The organism is Enterobacter asburiae, from assembly GCA_011754535.1.
GTDB classification, from domain to species: Bacteria; Pseudomonadota; Gammaproteobacteria; order Enterobacterales; family Enterobacteriaceae; genus Enterobacter; species Enterobacter cloacae_N.
This window is the reverse complement of sequence record JAAQVN010000001.1, coordinates 4,634,149-4,659,551: the sequence shown is the minus strand read 5'-3', so window position 1 is coordinate 4,659,551 and position 25,403 is coordinate 4,634,149. Positions and strand designations below refer to the sequence as shown.

The window sequence follows — 25,403 nt, the reverse complement described above, 5'->3', positions numbered from 1 at the left end:
TATGTCTCTGGCAAAAGCATCGGTGTGGACCGCCGCGTCCACGCTTGTAAAAATTGGTGCCGGACTGCTGGTCGTTAAGCTGCTGGCCGTCTCATTTGGGCCCTCTGGTGTGGGGCTGGCGGGCAACTTCCGCCAGCTTGTCACCGTCCTTGGTGTGCTGGCCGGTGCCGGAATCTTCAACGGCGTGACCAAATACGTTGCTCAATATCATGATGATGCGGCCCAGCTTCGCAGGGTAGTGGGCACCGCGTCGGCGATGGTGACGGGCTTTTCGACCCTGCTGGCGATTGTGTTTCTGCTGGCGGCGGCGCCCATCAGCCAGGGATTGTTCGGGCACACCCATTACCAGGGGCTGGTGCGTCTGGTTGCGCTGGTCCAGATGGGCATTGCCTGGGCTAACCTGCTGCTGGCGCTGATGAAAGGTTTTCGCGATGCTGCCGGGAACGCGCTTGCCTTAATCCTGGGCAGCGTCATCGGCGTGATTGCCTATTACTTCTGCTATCGCCTGGGCGGCTATGAAGGCGCACTGCTGGGGCTTGCGCTGGTCCCGGCGCTGGTTGTTGTGCCTGCGGCATTTATGCTAATGCGTCGGGGCGTTATCCCTCTGAGTTACCTGAAACCACAATGGGACAAGGTGCTTGTCAGCCAGCTGGGTAAGTTTACCCTGATGGCGCTCATTACTTCCGTCACGCTGCCAGTGGCATACGTGATGATGCGAAACCTGCTGGCGGCGCATTACAGCTGGGATGAGGTGGGGATCTGGCAAGGGGTAAGCAGTATTTCCGACGCTTACCTCCAGTTTATAACGGCTTCCTTTAGCGTTTATTTGCTGCCAACCTTATCGCGCCTGACGTCCCGGCAGGAGATTACCCGCGAAATTTCCCGCTCCTTGCGTTTCGTATTACCCGCTGTGGCGGCGGCCAGTTTGACCGTCTGGCTATTGCGCGATGTTGCCATCTGGCTGCTTTTCTCCGCAAAGTTTACCGCCATGCGCGATCTCTTTGCCTGGCAACTGGTGGGCGATGTGCTGAAAGTGGGGGCTTACGTTTTCGGCTATCTGGTGATTGCGAAAGCTTCGCTGCGGCTGTATATCCTGGCGGAGATTAGCCAGTTTGCGCTACTGACAGCATTTTCACACTGGTTGATACCCGCGCACGGTGCGCTGGGGGCGGCTCAGGCCTATATGGCAACCTATATCGTTTATTTCGCTGCCTGCTGCGGCGTATTTTTATTGTGGCGTAAACGCGCATGACTGCACTGATTCATATCCTGGGATCGGATATCCCACACCATAACCAGACCGTTTTGCGGTTCTTTAACGACGAGCTGGCATCAGGAAATCCTGATGCGCGCGAGTTTATGGTTGCAGGTCAGGATAATGGCCTGAGCGCGGCGTTTCCGGCGCTGACTATCGCCTTCTGGCCGGATAAAGCTTCCCTGGCGAAGGCGGTTATTGCCAAAGCCAAAGCGGATCGTGAGCAACGTTTCTTTTTCCACGGGCAGTTCAATACCGGCCTGTGGCTGGCTCTGCTCAGCGGGGGAATTAAACCCTCCCAGTGCAGCTGGCATATCTGGGGAGCTGATCTCTACGAAGTTTCCCGCGGCTGGAAGTTCCGTCTTTTCTATCCCCTGCGTCGCATGGCGCAGGGAAGGGTGGGCCGCGTTTTTGCCACCCGCGGCGATCTGAATTATTTTGCGAAGCTGCACCCGAACGTGCGCGGCGAGCTACTCTATTTCCCAACCCGTATGGACCCGGCGCTGAACACCATGGCGAATGACGCGGTTCGCGAAGGCAAGCTGACGATCCTGGTGGGGAATTCCGGCGACCGCAGTAACGAACATGTGGCCGCGCTACGGGCGGTATACCAGCAGTTTGGTGACACGGTGAACGTGGTGGTGCCGATGGGTTATCCGGTCAACAACGAAGCCTACATTGATGAGGTTCGCCAGCAGGGGCTTGCGTTATTCAGCGAAGGAAATCTGCACATTCTCAGCGAAAAGCTGGAGTTTGATGACTATCTTGCGCTGCTGCGAAAATGCGATCTGGGCTATTTCATCTTTGCCCGCCAGCAGGGTATTGGTACGCTGTGCCTGCTGATTCAGGCGGGTGTACCGTGCGTGCTCAACCGCGACAACCCGTTCTGGCAGGACATGGCCGAGCAGCATATTCCGGTGCTGTTCACCTCAGACATGCTGAATGTCGAAGTGGTGCGTGAAGCACAGCGCCAGCTCACGCTGGTGGATAAAAATAGCATCGACTTTTTCAGCCCGAATTACCTCACGCCGTGGCACCGCGCGCTGCGTATCGCTTCAGGAGACAACGCATGAGTCAGTTGCAATTCAGCGGCTTACTGGTTGTCTGGCTTCTGAGCACCCTGTTTATCGCCACGCTCACCTGGTTTGAGTTCCGCCGCGTGCGCTTCAACTTTAACGTGTTCTTCTCGTTGCTGTTTCTGCTGACATTCTTTTTCGGCTTCCCGCTGACCAGCATTCTGGTCTTCCGTTTTGACGTGAGCGTCGCGCCGCCGGAGATTCTCCTCCAGGCCCTGCTGGCGGCGACCTGCTTCTATGCGGTTTACTACGTCACCTATAAAACGCGTCTGCGGCCAGCGCAGGCCGCCGCCCCGCGTCGAGCGCTCTTTACCATGAACCGGGTGGAGACCCATCTGACGTGGGTGATGCTCATGACCATCGCCCTGGTCAGCGTTGGCATCTTCTTCATGCATAACGGCTTCCTGCTGTTTAAGCTCCACTCCTACAGCCAGATTTTTTCGGCCGAAGTCTCAGGCGTGGCGCTTAAGCGATTCTTCTATTTCTTCATCCCGGCGATGCTGGTGATCTTCTTCCTGCGCCAGGACAGCAAAGCGTGGCTGTTCTTCCTGGTCAGTACCGTTGCGTTCGGTATCCTGACCTACATGATTGTGGGCGGTACGCGCGCCAACATTATCATCGCTTTCGCTATCTTCCTGTTTATCGGCATTATCCGCGGCTGGATCTCGCTGTGGATGCTGGTTGCGGCAGGCGTGTTTGGCATTGTGGGGATGTTCTGGCTGGCGCTGAAGCGCTACGGGATGAACGTGGCGGGCGATGAGGCGTTTTACACGTTCCTCTACCTGACGCGCGACACCTTCTCGCCGTGGGAAAATCTGGCATTGCTGCTGCAAAACTACGACAAGATTGATTTCCAGGGGCTGGCGCCGATTGTTCGCGACTTCTACGTCTTTATCCCGAGCTGGCTGTGGCCGGACCGCCCTGGTGTGGTGCTCAACACCGCGAACTATTTTACCTGGGAAGTGCTCAACAACCATTCGGGCCTGGCGATCTCGCCAACGTTGATTGGTTCCCTGGTGGTGATGGGAGGAGGCTGGTTTATCCTGCCGGGCGCGTTTGTCGTAGGGCTGATTATCAAGTGGTTCGACTGGCTCTACGTGCGTGGTAACGAAGAGACCAACCGCTACAAGGCGGCTATTTTGCACAGTTTTTGCTTTGGTGCCATTTTCAATATGATCGTTCTGGCGCGCGAGGGTCTGGACTCGTTCGTTTCACGCGTGGTGTTCTTCATGGTCGTTTTTGGCATCTGCCTGTTACTGGCCAAACTGTTGTACTGGCTGTTCGACAGCGCAGGGCTTGTGCACAAGCGCGAGCAACAGGGCAACACAACGCTGTCGCAAGTCTGAGTAGGGAAAGTAATGACTGATAAAACTTCTGCACCGCGCTATGCGCTTCGTGGCCTGCAGCTTATTGGCTGGCGCGACATGCAGCACGCGCTGGACTTTCTGTTCGCCGACGGGCAGATGAAATCCGGTACGCTGGTTGCTATCAACGCGGAAAAGATGCTGGCGGTGGAAGATAACGCCGAGGTGAAAAGCCTGATTGAAGCGGCTGAATTTAAATACGCGGACGGTATCAGCGTGGTCCGCTCTATCCGTAAAAAGTATCCTGACGCTAATGTTTCCCGCGTGGCGGGTGCCGACCTCTGGGAGCAGCTTATGGCCCGCGCAGGCGCGGAAGGTACGCCAGTCTTCCTGATTGGCGGTAAGCCTGAAGTGCTGGCCGAGACCGAAGAGAAACTGCGTCGTCAATGGAATGTGAATATCGTCGGCAGCCAGAATGGTTACTTCAAGCCTGAAGACCAGCAGGCTTTGTTTGCTCGCGTGCGCGACAGCGGGGCAAAAATCGTCACCGTGGCGATGGGGTCCCCGCGCCAGGAGATCCTGATGCGCGACTGCCGTCTGGTCTGTCCGGATGCCCTCTACATGGGCGTCGGCGGCACCTACGACGTCTTTACCGGCCATGTTAAGCGTGCGCCAAAGGTCTGGCAAAATCTGGGGCTGGAGTGGCTTTACCGCCTGCTATCGCAACCGACGCGCATTAAACGACAGATTCGTCTGCTTCGCTACCTCGCCTGGCACTATACCGGGAAAATGTAATCAGAATGCAGCGCGATATGCTATTCGCGCTGCAACTCGCCTGCAAAACTGCTGATATTTTGTGCAATGCATTCATTTTTTTAATGCATCGTTTGCCATTTGGCCGATTTTAAGAAACCATTCGCACCGTATTTTAGTACCCCTAAAAAACAATAACCGGTATTAAGCCGGGAAACAGCAAACACAATCGAGGATCTATGGCAGAGAAACAACCGGAGCTACAGCGTGGGCTGGAAGCTCGTCACATCGAACTGATAGCGCTGGGCGGCACTATCGGCGTTGGCCTGTTTATGGGCTCCGCAAGCACCCTAAAATGGGCAGGCCCTTCCGTATTACTGGCGTATATCATCGCCGGGCTGTTTGTTTTCTTCATCATGCGCTCAATGGGTGAAATGCTCTTTCTGGAGCCGGTGACCGGTTCCTTCGCCGTTTACGCACACCGGTATATGAGCCCGTTCTTTGGTTACCTGACGGCCTGGTCATACTGGTTTATGTGGATGGCGGTGGGCATCTCTGAAATCACCGCGATAGGGGTTTACGTCCAGTTCTGGTTCCCGGACATGGCCCAGTGGATACCGGCTCTCATTGCCGTGGGGCTGGTGGCCCTGGCAAACCTTGCAGCCGTGCGCCTTTACGGTGAAATCGAGTTCTGGTTTGCGATGATCAAAGTGACCACCATCATCGTGATGATTGTTATTGGTTTGGGCGTGATTTTTTATGGCTTTGGCAACGGCGGACACGCCATCGGCTTTGGCAACCTGACTGAACACGGCGGCTTCTTCGCCGGCGGCTGGAAGGGCTTCCTGACGGCGCTGTGTATCGTTGTGGCCTCGTACCAGGGCGTGGAGCTGATCGGGATTACCGCCGGTGAAGCGAAAAACCCGCAGGTCACGCTGCGTAGTGCGGTGGGCAAAGTGCTATGGCGTATCCTGATTTTCTACGTGGGTGCGATCTTCGTCATCGTCACCATCTTCCCGTGGAACGAAATCGGGACGACGGGGAGTCCGTTCGTATTAACCTTTGCGAAGATCGGAATTACAGCAGCAGCGGGTATCATCAACTTTGTGGTTCTGACGGCAGCGCTGTCAGGCTGTAACAGCGGGATGTACAGCTGTGGCCGTATGCTCTACGCGCTCTCGAAAAATAACCAGCTGCCTGCGACAATGAGTAAAGTCTCACGTGCTGGCGTGCCGGTAGCGGGCGTAGCGGTCTCCATTGTCATCCTGCTGATTGGTTCCTGCCTGAATTACATCATTCCTAATCCACAGCGCGTGTTTGTTTACGTCTACAGCGCCAGCGTGTTGCCGGGCATGGTGCCGTGGTTTGTTATCCTCATCAGCCAACTGCGTTTCCGCCATGCGCATAAAAAAGCGATCGCCAGCCATCCGTTTCGCTCGATTCTGTTCCCGTATGCGAACTATTTGACGATGGCGTTCCTGATTTGCGTATTAATTGGAATGTACTTTAATGAAGATACCCGCATGTCGCTGTTTGTCGGGCTGATCTTCCTGGCGGCAGTGACGGCCGCGTATAAGCTTCTTGGCCTGGGTCGCCGTGCCACCACGCAGAAAGTGGAGGAATAAGCGGCAAAATGTGCAAACCATAACCAAACGCGCATTTTTTTCAAAAAAGCACTAGACAGCGGGGGCGGAGGTACGTAATATCCAGCCCCGCAACGGCGCTAAGCGCCCGTAGCTCAGCTGGATAGAGCGCTGCCCTCCGGAGGCAGAGGTCTCAGGTTCGAATCCTGTCGGGCGCGCCATTTTAGTTCCCGGCGCTAGAGCTGCGGTGGTCTGAGAAGTAGTCAGTACCGCGTGAAAGAATACAGTGGTGGCTATAGCTCAGTTGGTAGAGCCCTGGATTGTGATTCCAGTTGTCGTGGGTTCGAATCCCATTAGCCACCCCATTATTGAAAGAGTTGTGAATTGCGAAGGTGGCGGAATTGGTAGACGCGCTAGCTTCAGGTGTTAGTGTCCTTAGGATGTGGGGGTTCGAGTCCCCCCCCTCGCACCACGACTTTTTAATAAATTGAACTAAAAATTCAAAAAAGCAGTACATCGGCGAGTAGCGCAGCTTGGTAGCGCAACTGGTTTGGGACCAGTGGGTCGGAGGTTCGAATCCTCTCTCGCCGACCAATTTTGAACCCCGCTTCGGCGGGGTTTTTTGTTTTCTGCAACTTTTCTCCCCTGTAGTTATCCCCCGACAGCGCTCTGTATCACTGTCGCGATTCAGCGACATACAACAAATTGAAATTACAGGAAATAATTATTTAAGGAATTTGCTGTCTCTTCCTGGCGACATATTTATGCTTTTGCCGATACGTTGTGAAGCGTCAGATGCCGCTGAACAGCATAATTTCCTTTTATCTTAAAATGTTGCGCCATGTAAAACTTCTGCGTGTAAATCTGGCACGTTACGTGCAATAATATACGCGTAGATGCTCATTCCATCTCTTATGTTCGCCTTAGTGCCTCATAAACTCAGGAATGACGCAGAGCCATTTACGGTGCTTATCGTCCACTGACAGATGTCGCTTCGGCCTCATCAGACACCATGGACATAACGTTGAGTGAAGCACCAAATATGTTGTCTTACAGACCTGTTTTAACGCCTGCTTTTATAGCAGGCGTTTTTTTATGTCTTATTCCCGATAAAAGCGCATGATGAGGGCAACCATCAGCAGAGCCGCTGACGAAACCATATAAAGCGCCTGTACTGAGCCAAACTCTGATGCCACTATCGCTGCTACTCCGGTAAAAAGAGAGGCACTGAGCGTTTGCCAGCGCCAGGCTTTACCGCTGGCTATAGCGGTTTGCGCGGCCTGAAAATTACTGAGTACGCCAAACGTACCCGCCGCAAAAAGCACGTTTGAGGCCAGATGCGCGACAAAGATCATCCCCAGCGCATACCCTATCCAGCCGGCCATAAACGGCAGCATTCCATAAGCGGCCAGAAAGATGCCGAGGCAAAGCAACAGTCGCGGCGTATGAGCCGCAAAACGCGCCAGGCTGTCTCTTTGCAGCAGCAGAGGGCCGCAAAGCTGCCCCATACTCCTCGCGAAAAGCAAAGGCAGAGCAAGGCCCGCCGCGTCCTGAGGACGGAGCTGCTGGGCCAGCGCCGGAAGAAGCGCCATCGCAGGTGACCCGACGGCGGCCAGCGCCGGCAAAATGAGCAAGCTGCGTTTCTGCCGAACGGTCAATGTCTGCCAGCGCAATGTCGCTGAAGCCCCCTTTTCCACATGGCCGGTGCGTGACGCCGAAGTAAACAGGCCTCCCGCCAGCCATAGCATGACCAGCGACCCGAGAAAGCTGATGGCATCAATGGCCAGCAAGGCGAGCACGGGTATCTTCTGAAAAAGCACCACGCCCAGCCCGGTACCTAATAACACCTGAGACGCAAAAATCACATTTTCCAGGCAGGTGGCGGCAGGCAGTTCCGTTTCGCTGAGTCCGCGCTTAAAGAGTAAAGTCAGGGCGGGCCAGCTCATCCCGCTGAGCAGCGCTTCGGTGGATTGCACGGCGAGTAACGCGGCAACGCTATGATAACCCACGCCAAGCAGGGGAAAGAGCAGGGCAAGTAAGCCCAGTCCTTCGGTCAATATCAGCAGGGATATCGGAGAAAAGCGCGAGCACAGCCTTTCGCCGAGCATGCTGCCGATAAACCCCGGCACCGTGGCGAACAGAAAAGCGAGGGTCAGCAGCGCTGGCGGGGCCGACCACGCTAACAGCAGGCCGAAGACGACGACCTGGGTTAACCCATTTCCCAGAGAAGAGAAGATAAAAGCACAGGCAAGCAGGCGCAGCCAGCGATGGCAGCGCAGCGCTTCAATAAGCGCGTATAAAAGCGAGTTCATGACGCTTTCCTTTCAGAAACGATTTAGTCCATGCGCAGATCGCGCATGTGCGAAAAAAGGTTAATGAAAAGATATCGTTACATTGGCGGGTTCGTTTGCGGCTGTCGGTGTAAAGAATGTAGCAGGAGAACAGTGATAAAAAAAGGAGGCCGTCTGGCCTCCTGATGAATTACTGCTGCGTTCCGTTATTTTGCAGCGTCAATAACAGCCCATCACGCCGCATGGCGGCTGCCTCTTCTGGCTTATGCTGTTTGTCGAGCGTATCGGCAAGCCACGCGTAGTCAAACGCGTCCGGACGCTGTTTCAGCGCTGCACGGAAGGCCAGGCTCGCCTCCTGCCATTCCCCGTGCTTCATCAGCGACTGGCCCAGCGTACTCCACAGCAGCGGACGGTCACCGACGGTTTTGATCTGCTGGCGCAGCACTTTCTCGACCTGCTCAGGGTTATTGGTTTTCAGGCGCGGGATCACCATGACCAGACGATCGTCGTACTGGCGCTTCAGGCCGTCGAGGAGGATCTCCTGCGCGGTGTCATGATCGTCACACTCAATAAGATGTTCCGCCATAGCCACCTGCAGAGGAACCTGCTGGCGCGTTTTCCGGCTCTGATTTTTCCACCAGGTTTTCAGACCGTCGCTGCCCAGGTCGGCGCGCGCCTGATCCATCAGGCCAATCCATGCGAGACGCTGAAGCTCATCACGATGTTCATCATCACCCACCTCGGCCTTCGCCATCGACGGAATGATGTCCAGCAGCGAGCCCCACGCGCCGGTACGAATATAGGCCTGCTCCGCAAGGCGCAGGACTTCCGGATGACGTGGTGCGATTTCCAGCAGACGGTCAATGCCGTGGCGCGCCGCGTGGTTCTCATTGCGCGCGAGCTGCAGGCGGACGCGGGTAATTTCCACTGGGATCGGGTCGCCAGACGCCAGTTCAGACGCGCGTTCCAGATGCTGGTTAGCGCGGGCTTCATCACCGCGCTGCTGGGCCGCTTCGGCTGCCAGAAGATAGTTCACCACTGGCTGTTCTGCGTGATCGGCGTTTTTCGACATCAGCTTTTCAACCTGCTGATAATCGCCTTCGGCCAGCTTCAGCAGCGCCTGTTCCGTTTGCTTACGGGCGCGGCGGCGCTTACGGCCTACGAACCAGCCGCGGGTATGGGCACCGGTGCGGAAAATACGGCGCAGGATCCATTCAACGGCAAGCAGTACCACGACGCCGAGGATCAGAACGATCGCCAGACCCGTTACGCTGGTTTCAATGTTGTAGTTATCGGTCTGGATCAGGACGTATCCCTGATGACCCGCAAGCATCGGCCCCAGGACGATCCCGGCGATCAGCAGAATGAAGAGTAAAAGGACTTTTAGCATCATTACTCTCCCTGTGGCGCGCTTTCAGGCGCTGGCGCTGTGCCGGTCTGCTCGGCCGGAACGCCCGGCTGCGCCAGCAGGTTACGCACGCGCGTCTGCATCAGCTTCTCCAGAATCGGCTGGCTGGCCAGCTTATCCGGCACGTTCATGGTGATGTTCTGCTGGCTCAGCTTGTCGATATCTTCGAGGAAGGCGGTGGTCGTCGCATCATCGGTGTTGTAGTAGGCGCGCACCCACGTTGAGACGTTATCCAGCGCCTGTTTGTAGGTCTCTTCCTGATGGCGCGGCACGGCCTGCGCCGCGACCAGCAGGCGGGAACGGATATTTTCGCGCAGATAGATATCCTGATTCGGCGCCAGGAGCGGTACGGCGGTTTCGTCGCGGCGACGGATGGTAATGAAGCTGTCCATAAAGTTCTGCCAGCTTTTCTGCAGGTTTATGCGCCATTCGCTCAGGGAGCTGGAAAGTTCGGTACCGTCGGAATCCATCGGGGAGTCGTCGTCGTTATTATCCGCCAGCTGCAGGTTATCAATTTGATTCGAAAGCTGGTTCACCTTGAGGATAATGCCGTCGTAATCCACCTGCGAAACGGCGGAGAGGCTGGCAATATCTTCGGTAATCGCGCGACGTGCGGTAATGAGGCTTGGATCGTTCATGTCTGCCAGGCTCGCATCGGCGCTTTTCAGCAGCGCGGCGGCGGTGGTCACGTCCTGATCGCTCCACAGCTTACGCCCGGCGAGTTTTACGAGGAAATCGGCCTGCGAGAGCAGCCAGGTTTTGGCATCGGTGCCGGAAATCGTGGCGACTTTCTGCTGTACTTCACCCAGCTGTTTGGTCAGCTCTTCCTGTTTACTGTTTGCCTCGGCTAGCGCGGCGGCCTGCTGCTTAATCACCGCTTCCAGCTCGGTTTTCTGCGTTTCCTGCGCTTTTTGCAGGGAGGTAAGCTGATTCACCAGCGTATCGCTGGTGGCCGTCTGGTTAGCACTCTGTTGCTTCACCAGACCATACAGGCCAACGCCGGCTGCCAGCGCAATGGCGATGGCAATCGCGCTCAAAGCGAGGCTGGTTTTATTGCTGCCGTTTTTCTTCTCAGCGGTTTTCTCAGTCGTCTCTGGCTGTGGCGTTATGTCCACAGTCTCCCTGGTCTCTTCAACCACGGCGGAGGATTTTTCGTGTTCCGTCATTATGGCTTCCCATTTGAGAGTTATTGTAATGCGCGCAGCAGCGCATCGTTGTCGGCGTTATCAGCGATCCGAATATCCTGCCAGCCCAGTTCCCGGGCGAGGTTCGCCAGACGCTCACTGACGACCAGAAGCCGACAGCGGAGTAACCAGTTTTCGCGATACCAAAGCGGTATCAGCGACCAAAGCTGTTGTAACATTTCACCGCTGGTGACCACCAGCGTATTAATTCCGCGCGCGTGCCAGCGCATGGCCTCTTCCGCGCCGTCGTAGTGTTTCCCACAGCGCTGGTAGCACTCAACAAACGTGACGTCAGCCCCGCGTTCACGCAGCGTTTCGCCCAGCAGTTCGCGGCCTCCGTTGCCGCGCAAAATAAGCGCGCGCTTTCCGGCAATAGTTTGTAATTCAGGTAATTGTAGCAAGACTTCGCTGATTTCCCGATCTAGCGGATAACGAACATCCGCGCCGCTTACGGTATGAAGCGCCAGTGCCGTTGTGCGGCCAATCGCGAAATAGCGCGGAGCGACAGGCCAGGCCAGGCCCTGCTGTTGCAGCTGCGCGTGGGCAAATTCCACGGCATGCTGCGATAGCGCAAACAGCAGGTCGCCTTCCTGCAGGGTATTCATCTGGTCGGCGAGCGCAGAGAGCTCCCGACCGGGGGAGAATTCAATCAGCGGAAAACTCCAGGCCACCTGCCCCAGTGCGCGCAGACGGCTCACTAACTGCTCTCCTGCGGGAGAAGGGCGGGTGACAAGAATACTCATGCAGGGGGTTCTCCGTTATAGACCTCGGCCAGAATTTCACGCGCGCCGTTATTCAGCAGCTCTTCCGCCAGCGACACGCCAAGCTGCTCGGCATCCTGCGGCTTGCCGCGACGTTCGCCGCGCACCATCTGTGAACCATCCGGGGCGCCGACCAGCGCACGCAGCCACAGTTCACCATCGGTTAATTCAGCATAGCTGCCAATCGGCACCTGACACCCTCCTTCGAGGCGGGTATTCATCGCCCGCTCGGCTTTTACGCGGGTAGCGGTTTCGTCATGGTTTAGCGGGGCGAGCAGCTCGCGGGTGCGCGCATCGTCCAGACGGCACTCGATGCCGACGGCACCCTGACCCACGGCCGGCAGCGACAGCTCTGGCGGCAACGCCACGCGAATGCGTGACTCCAGCCCCAGACGCTTCAGGCCGGCAACGGCGAGAATAATGGCATCGTAATCGCCGTTATCCAGCTTGCCCAGACGCGTGCCAACGTTGCCGCGCAGCGAGCGGATGATAAGGTCAGGACGACGCTCCGCCAGCTGACACTGACGGCGTAAACTGGACGTGCCAACCACGCTACCCGCAGGCAGCGCGTCGAGCGAGTCATAGTGGTTAGAGACAAACGCGTCACGCGGGTCTTCGCGCTCGCAGATGGTCACCAGCCCCAGCCCTTCCGGGAACTCGACGGGCACGTCCTTCATCGAATGTACGGCGATATCGGCGAGGTTCTCAAGCAATGCCAGTTCCAGCTCTTTGACAAACAGGCCCTTGCCGCCCACTTTCGCCAGTGGCGTATCCAGGATCACGTCACCGCGCGTGACCATCGGCACCAGCTCGACGCGCAATCCACTGTGGCAGGCTTCAAGGCGCTGCTTAACATAATGTGCCTGCCAGAGCGCGAGAGGGCTTTGGCGTGTGGCAATTCTCAAAACATTGTCTAACATGCTTGTTACCGTCATTATCAATCGCTAACCATCCTAACATTGTTGACTCTGGGATGGCAGTTTTACGGTTGATGAAGCGCGAGAGGGACAAGGCGGCGTATTCGTCAGCCATAGCCGTATTCAGGAATTTACACGTACAGAACGGTGCTACACTTGTATGTAGCGCATCTTTCTTTACGGTCAACCGGCAAGGTGTTAAATTGATCACGTTTTAGACCATTTTTTCGTCGGTACCACCATAATCACAAGGGCGAAAAAAGGGTAACGGTTATCTTTTTGAAATACTGCGGGCTCGCTGTTGTTCGTGTTTTGAATAGCTTACGACACCCGGAAACATCAGGCGATACGTCTTGTACCTCTATATTGAGACTCTGAAACAGAGACTGGATGCCATAAATCAACTGCGTGTGGATCGCGCGCTTGCTGCCATGGGCCCTGCTTTCCAGCAGGTATACAGTCTGCTGCCGACATTATTGCACTATCACCATCCGCTGATGCCTGGCTACCTTGATGGTAACGTTCCCCAGGGCATTTGCCTCTTCACGCCTGATGAAACCCAACAGCATTATCTGAACGAGCTGGAACTGTACCGCGGCATGCCGCCTCAGGTTTCTCCGAAAGGTGAACTGCCTATCACCGGCGTTTACTCGATGGGGAGTACCTCATCGGTAGGGCAGAGCTGTTCTTCGGACCTGGATATCTGGGTCTGCCATCAATCCTGGCTCGATAACGAAGAGCGCCAACTGCTGCAGCGTAAATGCAGCCTGCTGGAGAGCTGGGCGGCCTCGCTCGGCGTGGAAGTGAGCTTCTTCCTGATTGATGAAAACCGTTTCCGCCATAACGAAAGCGGCAGCCTGGGTGGTGAAGACTGCGGCTCGACTCAGCACATCCTGCTGCTGGATGAATTTTACCGTACTGCCGTTCGCCTCGCCGGGAAGCGTATTCTGTGGAATATGGTCCCGTGCGAAGAAGAAGAGCATTACGATGACTACGTCATGTCGCTCTATGCGCAGGGCGTACTGACGCCAAACGAATGGCTGGACCTGGGCGGCCTCAGCTCTCTGTCCGCCGAAGAGTACTTTGGCGCAAGCCTCTGGCAGCTCTACAAAAGTATCGATTCACCCTATAAAGCGGTGCTGAAAACGCTGCTGCTCGAAGCCTACTCGTGGGAATACCCTACGCCGCGCCTGCTGGCGAAAGATATCAAGCAGCGCCTGCACGACGGGGAGATTGTCTCCTACGGGCTCGATGCCTACTGCATGATGCTGGAGCGCGTTACCGAATACCTGAAAGCCATTGATGATTCCACGCGTCTTGACTTGGTGCGTCGATGTTTCTATCTCAAAGTCTGTGAAAAGCTGAGCCGCGAGCGCGCCTGCGTGGGCTGGCGTCGTGAAGTGGTCAGTCAGCTAGTGAAAGAGTGGGGATGGGACGAAGCGCGTCTGTCCATGCTCGATAACCGCGCCAACTGGAAGATCGATCAGGTGCGTGAAGCGCACAATGAACTGCTCGACGCAATGATGCAGAGCTACCGTAACCTGATCCGCTTTGCGCGCCGCAACAACCTCAGCGTGTCCGCCAGCCCTCAGGATATCGGGGTGTTAACCCGTAAGCTGTACGCCGCGTTTGAAGCGCTCCCGGGCAAAGTGACCCTGGTTAACCCGCAGATTTCGCCTGACCTGTCTGAACCAAACCTGACCTTTATTTACGTGCCGCCGGGTCGCGCAAACCGCACCGGGTGGTATCTGTACAACCGTGCGCCAAGCATGGATTCGATCATCAGCCATCAGCCGCTGGAGTATAACCGCTACCTGAACAAGCTGGTGGCGTGGGCCTGGTTTAACGGCCTGCTGACCTCGCGCACGCGCCTGTTTATCAAGGGCAACGAGGTGGTCGATTTAGCCAAGCTGCAGGAGATGGTGGCGGATGTCTCGCACCACTTCCCGCTGCGTCTGCCTGCGCCAACGCCAAAAGCGCTCTACAGCCCGTGTGAGATCCGCCATCTGGCGATCATCGTCAACCTGGAATACGACCCGACGGCGGCCTTCCGCAATCAGGTGGTTCATTTTGACTTCCGCAAGCTGGACGTGTTCAGCTTTGGCGAGCAGCAAAACTGCCTGGTGGGCAGCGTAGACCTGCTGTACCGCAACTCGTGGAACGAAGTGCGTACCCTGCACTTTAACGGCGAGCAGGCGATGATCGAAGCGCTGAAAACCATTCTCGGCAAGATGCACCAGGACGCCGCGCCGCCGGACAGCGTCGAAGTGTTCTGCTACAGCCAGCACCTGCGTGGTTTAATTCGTACCCGCGTGCAGCAGCTGGTTTCTGAATGTATCGAGCTACGTCTCTCCAGCACCCGTCAGGAAACCGGGCGCTTTAAAGCGCTGCGCGTCTCCGGGCAGACCTGGGGCTTGTTCTTCGAGCGTCTGAACGTGTCGGTACAGAAGCTGGAAAACGCCATTGAGTTCTACGGCGCGATTTCACACAACAAGCTGCATGGCCTCTCAGTTCAGGTGGAAACCAACCACGTCAAGCTGCCGCAGGTGGTGGACGGCTTTGCCAGTGAAGGGATTATTCAGTTCTTCTTTGAAGAGTCTGGCGACGATGCCGGGTTCAACATCTACATTCTGGATGAGACCAACCGCGCCGAGGTTTATCACCACTGTGAAGGCAGTAAAGAGGAGCTGGTGCGCGACGTCAGCCGCTTCTACTCTTCCTCGCATGACCGCTTTACCTACGGTTCCAGCTTTATCAACTTCAACCTGCCGCAGTTCTACCAGATTGTGAACGTGGATGGGCGAGCGCAGGTGATCCCGTTCCGTACGCAGGCGATTACCCCAGCAGTACCCGCTAATCAGGATACCGCACCGCTGTTGCAGCAGTATTTCTCCTGAGGCTTTTCGCCCGGTGGCGGCTACGCCTTACCGGGCAACAAAACTACCTGAAACTTACATCCTCACCCGCCTGCGCGGTCGCCGCCTGTTCAAGAAGATCCCAGAACGTTTCGCCGCTGCGGTCGCAAACCCACTCGTCACCCTTCAGATCAAAGTGATAGCCGCCCTGTTTGGCCGCCAGCCACACCTGGTGAAGCGGCTCCTGGCGGTTAATAATAATTTTGCTGCCGTTTTCGAAGCTCAGGGTCAGAATGCCACCGTTGATTTCACAATCGATATCGCTGTCGCCGTCCCAGTCGTCGATACGTTCTTCGATGGTCATCCACAGGGTGTCGGCAAGGCGATGGAATTCACTGTCGTTCATGGTTTTGTTCCTGTTTTTCGTGATGGCGGCAGTATAACGCTAAATAATTCCCGTTGCAGGAAAGCGGCAAACTCTTGCTTTTGTGTCTTCTCCTGCGATGATAGAAACAGATTTGAACTTACGGGCAACTTTATAATGAAAAACGCTTTCCGAACGCTTGCCGTTCTCATCACGCTGTTTAGCCTGACCGGCTGCGGACTGAAGGGACCACTCTACTTTCCACCTGCGGATAAAACCGCGCCGCCGCCGACAAAACCTGTTAACAGCGGCATCGAGTCTTCCACGCCAAAGACTAACGATCGTGGCGACAACGGTGGCCCAACTCAGGTTAACCTCTGACGACAACGTTCTGTACCCGCGCAATGGAGCAAATGATGCAGTTCTCTAAAATGCATGGCCTTGGCAACGATTTTATGGTCGTCGACGCGGTAACGCAGAATGTGTTTTTCTCCCCGGAGCTGATCCGTCGACTGGCGGATCGGCACGTGGGCGTGGGGTTCGATCAGCTGCTGGTGGTTGAGCCGCCCTACGATCCCGACCTCGATTTCCACTACCGTATTTTTAACGCGGACGGTAGCGAGGTTAACCAGTGCGGCAACGGCGCGCGCTGTTTTGCCCGCTTTGTCCGCCTGAAAGGGCTGACCAACAAGCGCGATATTCGGGTCAGCACCGCCAACGGCCGCATGGTGCTCAGCGTCACCGACGACGAGCTGGTGCGCGTGAATATGGGCGAGCCTAATTTCGAGCCTTCCGCCGTGCCGTTTCGCGCAAACAAAGCGGAAAAGACCTATATTATGCGTGCGGCCGAGCAGACAGTATTGTGCGGCGTCGTTTCGATGGGTAACCCGCACTGCGTGATTCAGGTGGATGACGTGGAAACTGCTGCGGTCGAAACGCTCGGTCCGGTGCTGGAAAGCCACGAGCGGTTCCCGGAGCGCGCGAACATCGGCTTTATGCAGGTGGTGAAGCGTGAGCACATCCGCCTGCGGGTGTACGAGCGCGGCGCGGGCGAGACTCAGGCCTGCGGAAGCGGTGCCTGTGCGGCCGTCGCCGTCGGGATCTCTCAGGGGTTACTGGCAGAAGAGGTTCGCGTGGAATTACCGGGCGGTCGGCTTGATATCGCCTGGAAAGGACCGGGTCATCCACTGTATATGACGGGCCCGGCGACACATGTTTATGACGGGTTTATCCATCTATGAAACAACCAGGGGAAGAACTGCAGGAAACAGTGACGGAACTGGACGACAGCGCTGTTGTTGATTATCTGCTGAACAATCCTGAGTTTTTTATTCGCAATGCGCGCGTCGTCGAACAGATGCGCGTGCCGCATCCGGTTCGCGGGACCGTGTCGCTGGTCGAATGGCACATGGCGCGCTCGCGCAACCACATCAATCAGCTTGAAGAGAACATGACGCTGCTGATGGAGCAGGCCAGCACCAACGAAAGCCTGTTCTATCGTCTGCTGCATCTTCAGGCGCGTCTGGCGTCGGCGCACAGCCTTGACGAGTTCCTCAGCCGCTTCCACCGATGGGCCCGGGAGTTGGGGTTGGCAGGCGCAACGATTCGTCTGTTCCCTGACCGCTGGCGCATTGGCGCACCGTCGGGATTCACCCATCTGGCGCTCAGCCGTCAGGCGTTTGAGCCGCTGCGCATTCAGCGCCTGGGCCATGAGCATCACTATCTGGGGCCGCTTAACGGGCCAGAGCTGTTGGTGGTGTTACCGGAAGCCAAAGCGATTGGCTCGGTGGCAATGTCGCTGATGGGGCGCGATGGTGACCTGGGGGTAATATTATTTACCAGCCGCGACGCGCACCACTACGAGCAGGGGCAAGCCACGCACCTGCTGCAGGAGATCGCCCTGATGCTGCCCGAGCTGCTGGAGCGCTGGATTGAACGCGTATGACGGACGGACTGCTCGCCACTGACGTCTCGCGCTTTCTGCGCTATCTGGGCGTTGAGCGTCAGCTCAGCCCTGTCACGCTGCTCAACTATCAGCGTCAGCTTGATGCCATCATGCAGATTGCCGACGAAATCGGCCTGAAAAGCTGGCAACAATGTGATGCTGCCACGGTACGCGGGTTCGTCGTGCGTAGCCGAAAAAAAAATCTCAGTCCGGCAAGCCTGGCGCTCCGGCTCTCCGCGCTGCGCAGTTTCTTCGACTGGCTGGTCAGCCAGGGCGGCCTGAAAGCCAACCCGGCGAAAGGGATCGCCACGCCGAAAGCTCCGCGCCATCTGCCGAAAAATATCGACGTCGACGACGTAAACCGCCTGCTGGATATCGATCTTAACGATCCGCTCGCCGTGCGCGACCGCGCGATGCTGGAGGTGATGTACGGCGCAGGCCTGCGTCTGTCTGAACTGGTGAACCTCGACTTAAAGCATCTCGATCTCGACACCGGCGAAGTGTGGGTGATGGGCAAGGGCAGCAAAGAGCGCCGCCTGCCGATTGGCCGCAATGCGGTCTCCTGGATTGAGCACTGGCTGGATCTACGCGGGCTGTTTGGCGCGGAAGAAGATGCGCTGTTTTTATCGAAGCTCGGCAAGCGGATCTCGGCGCGTAACGTGCAGAAGCGCTTTGCGGAGTGGGGCATTAAGCAGGGGCTGAACAGCCACGTTCACCCGCACAAGCTGCGCCACTCCTTTGCGACACACATGCTGGAATCGAGCGGCGATCTGCGCGGCGTGCAGGAACTGCTTGGCCACGCGAATCTGTCGACCACTCAAATCTACACCCACTTAGACTTCCAACACCTTGCCTCGGTGTATGACGCGGCGCATCCACGCGCCAAACGGGGGAAATAATGCGTTTTTACCGCCCACTCGGACAGATCTCAGCCCTGACGTTTGATCTTGATGACACCCTTTATGACAACCGCGAGGTGATCCTGCGTACCGAGCAGGAGTCGCTGGCGTTTGTACAGAACTACCACCCCGCGCTGAAAGCGATGCAGAACAAGGATTTCCAGAAGCTGCGCCAGTCCCTGCGGGAGACCGAACCGGACATTTACCATGACGTGACCGAATGGCGTCGCCGTGCGGTTGAGCAGGCGATGCTCAACGCTGGCCTGAGCGCGCAGGATGCGGCCATCGGTGCTGAAGCGGCAATGGAAAACTTCGCCAAATGGCGCAGCCGTATCGACGTGCCGCAGGAGACCCACGACACGCTGGCGACGCTTGCCGAAAAGTGGCCGCTGGTGGCCATTACCAACGGTAATGCCCAGCCGGAGCTGTTTGGCCTCAGCGATTACTTTGAGTTCGTGCTGCGCGCGGGTCCGCACGGGCGCGCGAAGCCGTTCAGTGACATGTACCATCTGGCGGCAGATAAACTTAACCTGCCGCTGGGTGAGATCCTGCACGTGGGGGATGACCTGACCACGGACGTGGCCGGCGCCATCCGCTGCGGGATGCAGGCCTGCTGGATCAGGCCAGAAAATGCGGAGCTGATGACCGCAACCGACAGCCGTCTTCTGCCGCACGTGGAAATTTCGCGGTTGGCATCCCTCACGACGCTGATATAATCATCAATTGTTCTGTATAAATTAACAGGGTTTTGGCGAATGGAAACAGTTGCCTGCCCGACATGACGTGACGGTGCCAATGGACGTTTCTTACCTGCTCGACAGCCTTAATGACAAACAGCGTGACGCGGTTGCCGCCTCGCGCACCAACCTGCTGGTTCTGGCTGGGGCGGGCAGTGGTAAGACGCGCGTGCTGGTTCACCGCATCGCCTGGCTGCAGAGCGTGGAGAACTGCTCGCCGTACTCCATCATGGCGGTCACGTTTACCAACAAGGCGGCGGCGGAGATGCGCCACCGCATCGCCCAACTGATGGGCACCAGCCAGGGCGGCATGTGGGTTGGTACCTTCCACGGCCTGGCGCACCGCCTGCTGCGCGCGCACCATATGGACGCCAATCTGCCGCAGGATTTCCAGATCCTCGACAGCGAAGATCAGCTCCGTCTGCTGAAGCGCCTGATCAAGGCGATGAATCTCGACGAGAAGCAGTGGCCGCCGCGTCAGGCGATGTGGTACATCAACGGCCAGAAGGACGAGGGGCTGCGCCCGCACCACATTCAGAGCTTCGGCAACCCGGTCGAGCAGACCTGGCAGAACGTCTACAAGGCCTACCAGGAAGCGTGCGATCGCGCCGGCCTGGTGGATTTCGCCGAGCTGCTGCTGCGCGCCCACGAGCTGTGGCTCAACAAGCCGCACATCCTGCAGCACTACCGCGAACGCTTCACCAATATCCTGGTGGACGAATTCCAGGATACCAACAACATCCAGTACGCGTGGATCCGCCTGCTGGCGGGGGATACCGGCAAGGTGATGATCGTGGGCGATGACGACCAGTCGATCTACGGCTGGCGCGGGGCGCAGGTGGAGAACATCCAGCGCTTCCTCAACGATTTCCCCGGCGCGGAAACCATTCGTCTGGAGCAGAACTACCGCTCAACCAGCAACATCCTGAGCGCGGCCAACGCCCTGATTGAGAACAATAACGGGCGTCTGGGGAAAAAGCTGTGGACCGACGGCGTCGACGGCGAACCGATTTCGATTTACTGCGCCTTCAACGAGCTCGACGAAGCCCGCTTCGTGGTGAACCGCATCAAAACCTGGCAGGACAACGGCGGCGCGCTGGAGCAGTGCGCTATTCTCTACCGCAGCAACGCCCAGTCGCGCGTGCTGGAAGAGGCGCTGCTGCAAGTGAGCATGCCTTACCGCATTTACGGCGGCATGCGCTTCTTCGAGCGTCAGGAAATCAAAGATGCGCTCTCATACCTGCGCCTGATCGCTAACCGCAACGACGACGCGGCGTTTGAGCGCGTCGTCAATACGCCGACGCGCGGCATTGGCGACCGTACGCTGGACGTAGTGCGTCAGGCCTCGCGCGATCGCCAGCTGACGCTGTGGCAGGCGTGCCGCGAGCTGCTCCAGGAAAAAGCCCTCGCCGGACGTGCCGCCAGCGCATTGCAGCGCTTCCTGGAATTAATTGATGCTCTGGCGCAGGAAACCGCCGACATGCCGCTGCACGTGCAGACCGACCGGGTGATTAAAGACTCCGGCCTGCGCACCATGTACGAGCAGGAAAAAGGCGAGAAGGGCCAGACCCGTATTGAGAACTTAGAGGAACTGGTCACGGCAACGCGCCAGTTCAGCTACAACGAAGAAGACGAAGATCTGATGCCGCTGCAGGCGTTCCTCTCCCACGCCGCGCTGGAAGCGGGTGAAGGGCAGGCGGACACCTGGCAGGATGCGGTTCAGCTGATGACCCTGCACTCCGCCAAAGGCCTGGAGTTCCCGCAGGTGTTCATCGTCGGGATGGAGGAAGGAATGTTCCCGAGCCAGATGTCGCTGGATGAAGGCGGGCGTCTGGAAGAGGAACGTCGACTGGCCTACGTGGGCGTGACGCGTGCGATGCAAAAGCTAACGCTAACCTACGCGGAAACCCGCCGCCTGTACGGTAAAGAGGTCTATCACCGTCCGTCGCGCTTTATCGGCGAACTGCCGGAGGAGTGCGTGGAGGAGGTGCGTCTGCGCGCCAGCATCAGCCGCCCGGTTAGCCATCCGCGCATGGGGTCGCCGATCTCTGAAACCGACACCGGTTATAAGCTTGGCCAGCGCGTGCGCCATTCGAAGTTTGGCGAAGGCACCATTGTGAATCTGGAAGGCAGCGGCGAGCACAGCCGCCTGCAGGTCGCGTTCCAGGGACAGGGGATTAAATGGCTGGTGGCGGCCTATGCGAAGCTGGAAACAGTCTAACATTCAGAAAAATATCATTATTTTGTAATAATCTGCTAGCCTTATACGTTGAAGGTCAATTAATGCCCTTCAGCGTTCCGTTGCGTGTTGACGCCACAGTTATAGCTGGCGTAACATGCGCGCACGATTACGCTAAGAGGACATTCGCCTTGGACACACCCAGTAGATACTGGCTCAATTCCCTGTCATCCAGGAACAACTCCTAAGGCTATCTCCTCTTGCTGATGGCCTTAGTGGTTGTCAGCGACTGCATTATTCCCGTCGCGCTGAGTCAGGCTGTTTAATGGTCTGAAACCCAATTTGTTTCTGTGTGCCCACCGAACTGTCCGATATTTTTTGCATTGGGAGTCCCGGTCATGTTGAGCGCATTTCAACTCGAAAATAACCGACTGACTCGGCTTGAAGCCGAAGAGTCACAGCCCCTCATTGATGCCGTATGGGTGGATCTGGTCGAGCCGGACGACGATGAGCGCCTTCGCGTACAATCTGAGCTGGGGCAAAGCCTGGCAACCCGCCCGGAACTGGAAGACATCGAAGCCTCCGCGCGTTTCTTTGAAGATGAAGACGGCCTGCACATTCACTCCTTCTTCTTCTTTGAAGATGCAGAAGACCACGCGGGTAACTCCACCGTGGCGTTTACCATTCGCGACGGTCGTCTGTTCACTCTGCGCGAGCGTGAGCTGCCGGCATTTCGTCTCTACCGCATGCGCGCCCGCAGCCAGGCGATGGTGGACGGTAACGCTTACGAGCTGCTGCTCGATCTGTTCGAGACCAAAATTGAACAGCTGGCGGACGAAATTGAAAACATCTACAGCGATCTGGAAAAGCTGAGCCGCGTGATCATGGAAGGCCATCAGGGCGATGAGTACGATGAAGCGTTGTCAACGCTGGCAGAGCTGGAGGATATCGGCTGGAAGGTGCGTTTGTGTCTGATGGATACCCAGCGCGCGCTGAACTTCCTGGTACGCAAGGCGCGTCTGCCGGGCGGTCAGCTGGAACAGGCGCGTGAGATCCTGCGCGATATCGAATCCCTGCTGCCGCACAACGAATCCCTGTTCCAGAAGGTTAACTTCCTGATGCAGGCGGCGATGGGCTTTATCAACATCGAGCAGAACCGCATCATTAAGATCTTCTCGGTGGTGTCCGTGGTGTTCCTGCCGCCGACGCTGGTGGCGTCCAGCTATGGGATGAACTTTGAGTTTATGCCTGAGCTGAAGTGGAGCTTTGGCTACCCGGGGGCGATTATCTTCATGATCCTCGCCGGGCTGGCGCCGTATCTCTACTTTAAGCGTCGTAACTGGCTGTAAAATTTGGCGGGTAGCGCTGCGCTTACCCGCCCTACGATCGAATTCCCTCTCCCTGTGGGAGAGGGTTAGGGTGAGGGCAACATCACAGCCCTTTGCGCGCCCTGCGTTGGGTATAAATCGCATCCGCGACGAAAATCGCCAGTGCCACCCAGATAAAGGCGAACGTCACCATCTTATCCGCACCCGGCACTTCGCCGTAAAACACCACCGCCAGCAGGAACATCAGCGTCGGGCCAATGTACTGGAAGAAGCCCAGCGTGGAGAGACGCAGGCGCGTCGCCGCACCGGTAAAGCACAGCAGCGGAATGGTGGTCACCACACCCGCCGCCATCAGCATCAGGTTCAGCGACCACGTGTTGCTGCCCATATGGCTGGTGGGGCTGTCGGCGATACCGAAGAGATAAATCGCCGCCACCGGCAGTAGCCACAGGGTTTCAAACAGCATCCCGGTTTGGGCTTCCACCGCAATCTTCTTACGCACCAGGCCGTAGAAGGCAAAGCTGAACGCCAGACCGAGGGCGATAACTGGCAGCGAGCCAAACGTCCAGAGCTGCACCAGCACGCCGCAGAAGGCCAGAATCACTGCCACCCACTGCATCCGGCGGAAGCGCTCACCGAGGAAAATCATCCCCAGCACGATGTTCACCAGCGGGTTAATAAAATAACCGAGGCTTGCTTCAAGCATGTGGTGGTTATTCACCGCCCAGATAAACAGCAGCCAGTTTCCGCCAATCAGCACCGCAGAGAGCGCCAGCAGGAGGACCTTTTTCGGGGTTTTGAGCAGCGTTTTAACACCGGACCACTGACGGCTGATGCTCATCAGCGCGATCATAAAGAAGAACGACCAGATGACGCGATGAGTGAGGATCTCATCGGCCGGTACATAGGCGATAAATTTGAAGTACGCCGGGGCGATACCCCAAATAAAATAAGCGGCAAGGGCGAGTAAAACGCCCTGCCGCGTCTGTTTAGCATCCATCGGGAAAATCCGTTACAAAAAAGTGAATCAATTTTACCCGATTTTGCCGCCTCAACCCACCATATAAGTAGCGGTTGCGCTGGCGATATACACCTGTTCTTCGTTGTGTAATTCAACACGCGCCACGGCAACTTTATTCCCCGCGCGCAGCAGGCTGCTGGTGCAGGTGAAGCGATTTCCGCGGCCCGGGCGAAGATAGTCGACGCGCAGATCGATAGTGCCCATGCGCGCCAGACGCTGGCGGAGTTCGTCTTCATTGATGGTGTCATGACGGGTCAGCGTACTGCCCACGCAGACCAGGCCTGCCGCCACATCCAGCGCGGAGGCAATCACCCCGCCGTGCAAAATACTTTGCGCCCAGTTACCCACCATCATCGGCTGGTTGTTGAAGCTTAACTGGGCAAACTCTTTCTCGTAACGCTCCAGCTCCAGTCCCAGCGCACGGTTAAACGGCATATGGTAAACAAAAATCTCGCCCACGAGTTTTAACACTTCTTCGGCGGTAAGCATGGCTGACATGAGGCATCACATCCTTATTGTTAATGAAATGTTGATTTTATGCCTCGGCAATAAGGAATTCCACTTTCAGAAACGAGGATGCAGCAGTTATCGCAGAAGTCTGTAGAATGTTCGCCTCATAACTATTCAGGTAATTTTACTCTTTGCAGGAGAACACCACCGATGCGGACGTATCTGGCCTGGTTACTGGCGGCGGTTGCGCTGCCCCTCACAGCATATGCGCAGGAAGCGACGATCAAAGAAGTCCATGATAAGCCTGCCGTTAAGGGCAGCATTATCGCCAATATGCTTCAGGAGCATGACAACCCGTTCACGCTCTACCCGTATGACACGAACTACGTGATTTATACCCAGACCAGCGATCTCAACAAAGAGGCGATAAGCTCTTATAACTGGTCTGATAATGCGCGTAAGGATGAGGTGAAGTTCCAGCTCAGCCTCGCGTTCCCGTTCTGGCGCGGTATTCTGGGGCCGAACTCGGTGCTCGGTGCCTCTTACACGCAGAAATCCTGGTGGCAGCTCTCTAACAGCGGCGAATCCTCACCGTTCCGTGAAACCAACTATGAGCCGCAGCTCTTCCTCGGCTTCGCAACGGATTATGAATTTGCTGGCTGGACGCTGCGTGACGTTGAGGTCGGTTTTAATCACGACTCTAACGGCCGGTCTGACCCTACTTCACGCAGCTGGAACCGTGCCTATACGCGCCTGATGGCGCAGAACGGCAACTGGATGGTGGAAGTGAAGCCATGGTACGTGGTCGGCAGCACGGATGATAACCCGGACATTACCAAATATATGGGCTACTACCAGCTCAAAGTCGGCTACCAGTTAGGCGACGCCGTGCTGAGCGCGAAAGGCCAGTACAACTGGAACACTGGCTACGGCGGTGCTGAAGTGGGCTTAAGCTATCCGGTGACGAAGCACGTGCGTCTCTATACCCAGGTGTATAGCGGCTATGGCGAGTCGCTGATCGACTACAACTTTAACCAGACTCGCGTTGGCGTAGGCGTAATGCTGAACGATATTCTCTAGGCTGCTCGAATGT

22 protein-coding genes and 4 tRNA genes are annotated in these 25,403 nt (G+C 56.8%); 18 read left to right on the top strand and 8 right to left on the bottom strand.

The genetic code is table 11. The annotated features are described in order from the left end of the window. The first annotated feature begins 1 nt into the window (after position 1). From wzxE to HBM95_22025, 9 genes are all read left to right on the top strand, one after another. The gene (gene wzxE / locus HBM95_22065; protein ID NIH45587.1) at positions 2-1,252 is read left to right on the top strand and encodes a lipid III flippase WzxE; all 1,251 of its coding nucleotides are present in this window, start codon (positions 2-4) and stop codon (positions 1,250-1,252) included. Further along, positions 1,249-2,328 carry a TDP-N-acetylfucosamine:lipid II N-acetylfucosaminyltransferase gene (locus tag HBM95_22060; protein NIH45586.1) on the top strand — a complete coding sequence of 360 codons (1,080 nt, stop codon included), beginning with the start codon at positions 1,249-1,251 and terminating at the stop codon, positions 2,326-2,328. The genes wzxE and HBM95_22060 overlap by 4 nt, the downstream gene beginning before the upstream one ends. Continuing rightward, positions 2,325-3,677: an O-antigen assembly polymerase gene (gene wzyE, locus HBM95_22055; GenBank protein ID NIH45585.1), complete on the top strand. Its 1,353-nt coding sequence runs from the start codon at positions 2,325-2,327 to the stop codon at positions 3,675-3,677. The genes HBM95_22060 and wzyE overlap by 4 nt, the downstream gene beginning before the upstream one ends. A gap of 12 nt (positions 3,678-3,689) precedes the next feature. Beyond that, entirely contained in the window at positions 3,690-4,430 is a 741-nt protein-coding gene (rffM, locus tag HBM95_22050) for a lipopolysaccharide N-acetylmannosaminouronosyltransferase (GenBank protein NIH45584.1), read from the top strand. Positions 4,431-4,627: 197 nt separating this feature from the next. Next, positions 4,628-6,013: an amino acid permease gene (locus HBM95_22045; protein ID NIH45583.1), complete on the top strand. Its 1,386-nt coding sequence runs from the start codon at positions 4,628-4,630 to the stop codon at positions 6,011-6,013. Between the two features lie 102 nt (positions 6,014-6,115). Then, a tRNA-Arg gene (locus tag HBM95_22040) sits at positions 6,116-6,192 on the top strand. A 68-nt stretch (positions 6,193-6,260) separates the two neighbouring features. After that, positions 6,261-6,336, top strand: a tRNA-His gene (locus tag HBM95_22035). A gap of 21 nt (positions 6,337-6,357) precedes the next feature. Then, a tRNA-Leu gene (locus tag HBM95_22030) sits at positions 6,358-6,443 on the top strand. Positions 6,444-6,488: 45 nt separating this feature from the next. Beyond that, positions 6,489-6,565 (top strand) — tRNA-Pro (locus tag HBM95_22025). 506 nt (positions 6,566-7,071) lie between these two features. Here the strand turns inward: HBM95_22025 and HBM95_22020 are convergent. From HBM95_22020 to hemC, 5 genes are all read right to left on the bottom strand, one after another. After that, positions 7,072-8,283: an MFS transporter gene (locus tag HBM95_22020; protein ID NIH45582.1), complete on the bottom strand. Its 1,212-nt coding sequence runs from the start codon at positions 8,281-8,283 to the stop codon at positions 7,072-7,074. Between the two features lie 169 nt (positions 8,284-8,452). After that, a complete protein-coding gene (gene hemY, locus HBM95_22015; GenBank protein ID NIH45581.1) occupies positions 8,453-9,652 on the bottom strand; it encodes a protoheme IX biogenesis protein HemY in 1,200 nt (399 codons plus the stop codon). A gap of 2 nt (positions 9,653-9,654) precedes the next feature. Next, positions 9,655-10,836: a uroporphyrinogen-III C-methyltransferase gene (gene hemX, locus HBM95_22010; protein NIH45580.1), complete on the bottom strand. Its 1,182-nt coding sequence runs from the start codon at positions 10,834-10,836 to the stop codon at positions 9,655-9,657. Between the two features lie 20 nt (positions 10,837-10,856). Then, the gene (gene hemD, locus HBM95_22005; protein NIH45579.1) at positions 10,857-11,597 is read right to left on the bottom strand and encodes a uroporphyrinogen-III synthase; all 741 of its coding nucleotides are present in this window, start codon (positions 11,595-11,597) and stop codon (positions 10,857-10,859) included. Further along, on the bottom strand, positions 11,594-12,535 hold the full coding sequence (gene hemC / locus HBM95_22000; GenBank protein ID NIH45578.1) for a hydroxymethylbilane synthase: 942 nt from the start codon (positions 12,533-12,535) through the stop codon (positions 11,594-11,596). Before hemC ends, hemD begins: the two co-directional genes overlap by 4 nt. Positions 12,536-12,885: 350 nt before the next feature. On the opposite strand from hemC, the gene cyaA reads away from it, so the two are divergent. Further along, positions 12,886-15,429: a class I adenylate cyclase gene (gene cyaA / locus HBM95_21995; protein NIH45577.1), complete on the top strand. Its 2,544-nt coding sequence runs from the start codon at positions 12,886-12,888 to the stop codon at positions 15,427-15,429. Positions 15,430-15,472: 43 nt separating this feature from the next. Here cyaA and cyaY read toward each other — a convergent pair whose 3' ends face one another. Then, positions 15,473-15,793 carry an iron donor protein CyaY gene (cyaY, locus tag HBM95_21990; GenBank protein NIH45576.1) on the bottom strand — a complete coding sequence of 107 codons (321 nt, stop codon included), beginning with the start codon at positions 15,791-15,793 and terminating at the stop codon, positions 15,473-15,475. A gap of 135 nt (positions 15,794-15,928) precedes the next feature. Here cyaY and HBM95_21985 point away from each other — a divergent pair, with 135 nt between their 5' ends. The 7 genes from HBM95_21985 (at position 15,929) to corA (ending at position 22,860) form a co-directional block, all read left to right on the top strand. Then, positions 15,929-16,132: a lipoprotein gene (locus HBM95_21985; protein ID NIH45575.1), complete on the top strand. Its 204-nt coding sequence runs from the start codon at positions 15,929-15,931 to the stop codon at positions 16,130-16,132. A 35-nt stretch (positions 16,133-16,167) separates the two neighbouring features. Continuing rightward, positions 16,168-16,992, top strand: coding sequence for a diaminopimelate epimerase (dapF, locus tag HBM95_21980; GenBank protein ID NIH45574.1), 825 nt, complete (start codon positions 16,168-16,170; stop codon positions 16,990-16,992). After that, complete coding sequence (locus HBM95_21975) at positions 16,989-17,696, top strand: DUF484 domain-containing protein (GenBank protein NIH45573.1); 708 nt, start codon at positions 16,989-16,991, stop codon at positions 17,694-17,696. Before dapF ends, HBM95_21975 begins: the two co-directional genes overlap by 4 nt. Next, positions 17,693-18,595: a tyrosine recombinase XerC gene (gene xerC / locus HBM95_21970; protein ID NIH45572.1), complete on the top strand. Its 903-nt coding sequence runs from the start codon at positions 17,693-17,695 to the stop codon at positions 18,593-18,595. The genes HBM95_21975 and xerC overlap by 4 nt, the downstream gene beginning before the upstream one ends. Next, positions 18,595-19,311 carry a 5-amino-6-(5-phospho-D-ribitylamino)uracil phosphatase YigB gene (gene yigB / locus HBM95_21965; GenBank protein ID NIH45571.1) on the top strand — a complete coding sequence of 239 codons (717 nt, stop codon included), beginning with the start codon at positions 18,595-18,597 and terminating at the stop codon, positions 19,309-19,311. Before xerC ends, yigB begins: the two co-directional genes overlap by 1 nt. A gap of 79 nt (positions 19,312-19,390) precedes the next feature. After that, positions 19,391-21,553 (top strand): DNA helicase II, encoded by a 2,163-nt coding sequence (uvrD, locus tag HBM95_21960; GenBank protein NIH45570.1) that lies wholly within the window; start codon positions 19,391-19,393, stop codon positions 21,551-21,553. A gap of 356 nt (positions 21,554-21,909) precedes the next feature. Beyond that, on the top strand, positions 21,910-22,860 hold the full coding sequence (gene corA / locus HBM95_21955) for a magnesium/cobalt transporter CorA (GenBank protein ID NIH45569.1): 951 nt from the start codon (positions 21,910-21,912) through the stop codon (positions 22,858-22,860). A gap of 82 nt (positions 22,861-22,942) precedes the next feature. Here corA and rarD read toward each other — a convergent pair whose 3' ends face one another. Both rarD and HBM95_21945 read right to left on the bottom strand, forming a co-directional pair. Next, a complete protein-coding gene (gene rarD, locus HBM95_21950) occupies positions 22,943-23,839 on the bottom strand; it encodes an EamA family transporter RarD (protein NIH45568.1) in 897 nt (298 codons plus the stop codon). Between the two features lie 51 nt (positions 23,840-23,890). Then, the gene (locus HBM95_21945; GenBank protein ID NIH45567.1) at positions 23,891-24,358 is read right to left on the bottom strand and encodes a thioesterase family protein; all 468 of its coding nucleotides are present in this window, start codon (positions 24,356-24,358) and stop codon (positions 23,891-23,893) included. A 162-nt stretch (positions 24,359-24,520) separates the two neighbouring features. Between HBM95_21945 and pldA the strand changes: the two genes are divergently transcribed. Beyond that, a complete protein-coding gene (pldA, locus tag HBM95_21940; GenBank protein ID NIH45566.1) occupies positions 24,521-25,390 on the top strand; it encodes a phospholipase A in 870 nt (289 codons plus the stop codon). The last annotated feature ends 13 nt before the right edge of the window (positions 25,391-25,403 follow it).

Coding starts and splice junctions, on each gene's coding strand:
- hemC (NIH45578.1), bottom strand. CDS start 12,535: ATGTTAGACAATGTTTTGAGAATTGCCACACGCCAAAGCCCTCTCGCG.
- hemX (NIH45580.1), bottom strand. CDS start 10,836: ATGACGGAACACGAAAAATCCTCCGCCGTGGTTGAAGAGACCAGGGAG.
- hemD (NIH45579.1), bottom strand. CDS start 11,597: ATGAGTATTCTTGTCACCCGCCCTTCTCCCGCAGGAGAGCAGTTAGTG.
- HBM95_22045 (NIH45583.1), top strand. CDS start 4,628: ATGGCAGAGAAACAACCGGAGCTACAGCGTGGGCTGGAAGCTCGTCAC.
- HBM95_22060 (NIH45586.1), top strand. CDS start 1,249: ATGACTGCACTGATTCATATCCTGGGATCGGATATCCCACACCATAAC.
- HBM95_21985 (NIH45575.1), top strand. CDS start 15,929: ATGAAAAACGCTTTCCGAACGCTTGCCGTTCTCATCACGCTGTTTAGC.
- dapF (NIH45574.1), top strand. CDS start 16,168: ATGCAGTTCTCTAAAATGCATGGCCTTGGCAACGATTTTATGGTCGTC.
- xerC (NIH45572.1), top strand. CDS start 17,693: ATGACGGACGGACTGCTCGCCACTGACGTCTCGCGCTTTCTGCGCTAT.
- hemY (NIH45581.1), bottom strand. CDS start 9,652: ATGCTAAAAGTCCTTTTACTCTTCATTCTGCTGATCGCCGGGATCGTC.
- uvrD (NIH45570.1), top strand. CDS start 19,391: ATGGACGTTTCTTACCTGCTCGACAGCCTTAATGACAAACAGCGTGAC.
- wzyE (NIH45585.1), top strand. CDS start 2,325: ATGAGTCAGTTGCAATTCAGCGGCTTACTGGTTGTCTGGCTTCTGAGC.
- cyaY (NIH45576.1), bottom strand. CDS start 15,793: ATGAACGACAGTGAATTCCATCGCCTTGCCGACACCCTGTGGATGACC.
- yigB (NIH45571.1), top strand. CDS start 18,595: ATGCGTTTTTACCGCCCACTCGGACAGATCTCAGCCCTGACGTTTGAT.
- rffM (NIH45584.1), top strand. CDS start 3,690: ATGACTGATAAAACTTCTGCACCGCGCTATGCGCTTCGTGGCCTGCAG.
- HBM95_21975 (NIH45573.1), top strand. CDS start 16,989: ATGAAACAACCAGGGGAAGAACTGCAGGAAACAGTGACGGAACTGGAC.
- corA (NIH45569.1), top strand. CDS start 21,910: ATGTTGAGCGCATTTCAACTCGAAAATAACCGACTGACTCGGCTTGAA.
- rarD (NIH45568.1), bottom strand. CDS start 23,839: ATGGATGCTAAACAGACGCGGCAGGGCGTTTTACTCGCCCTTGCCGCT.
- HBM95_22020 (NIH45582.1), bottom strand. CDS start 8,283: ATGAACTCGCTTTTATACGCGCTTATTGAAGCGCTGCGCTGCCATCGC.
- pldA (NIH45566.1), top strand. CDS start 24,521: ATGCGGACGTATCTGGCCTGGTTACTGGCGGCGGTTGCGCTGCCCCTC.
- wzxE (NIH45587.1), top strand. CDS start 2: ATGTCTCTGGCAAAAGCATCGGTGTGGACCGCCGCGTCCACGCTTGTA.
- HBM95_21945 (NIH45567.1), bottom strand. CDS start 24,358: ATGTCAGCCATGCTTACCGCCGAAGAAGTGTTAAAACTCGTGGGCGAG.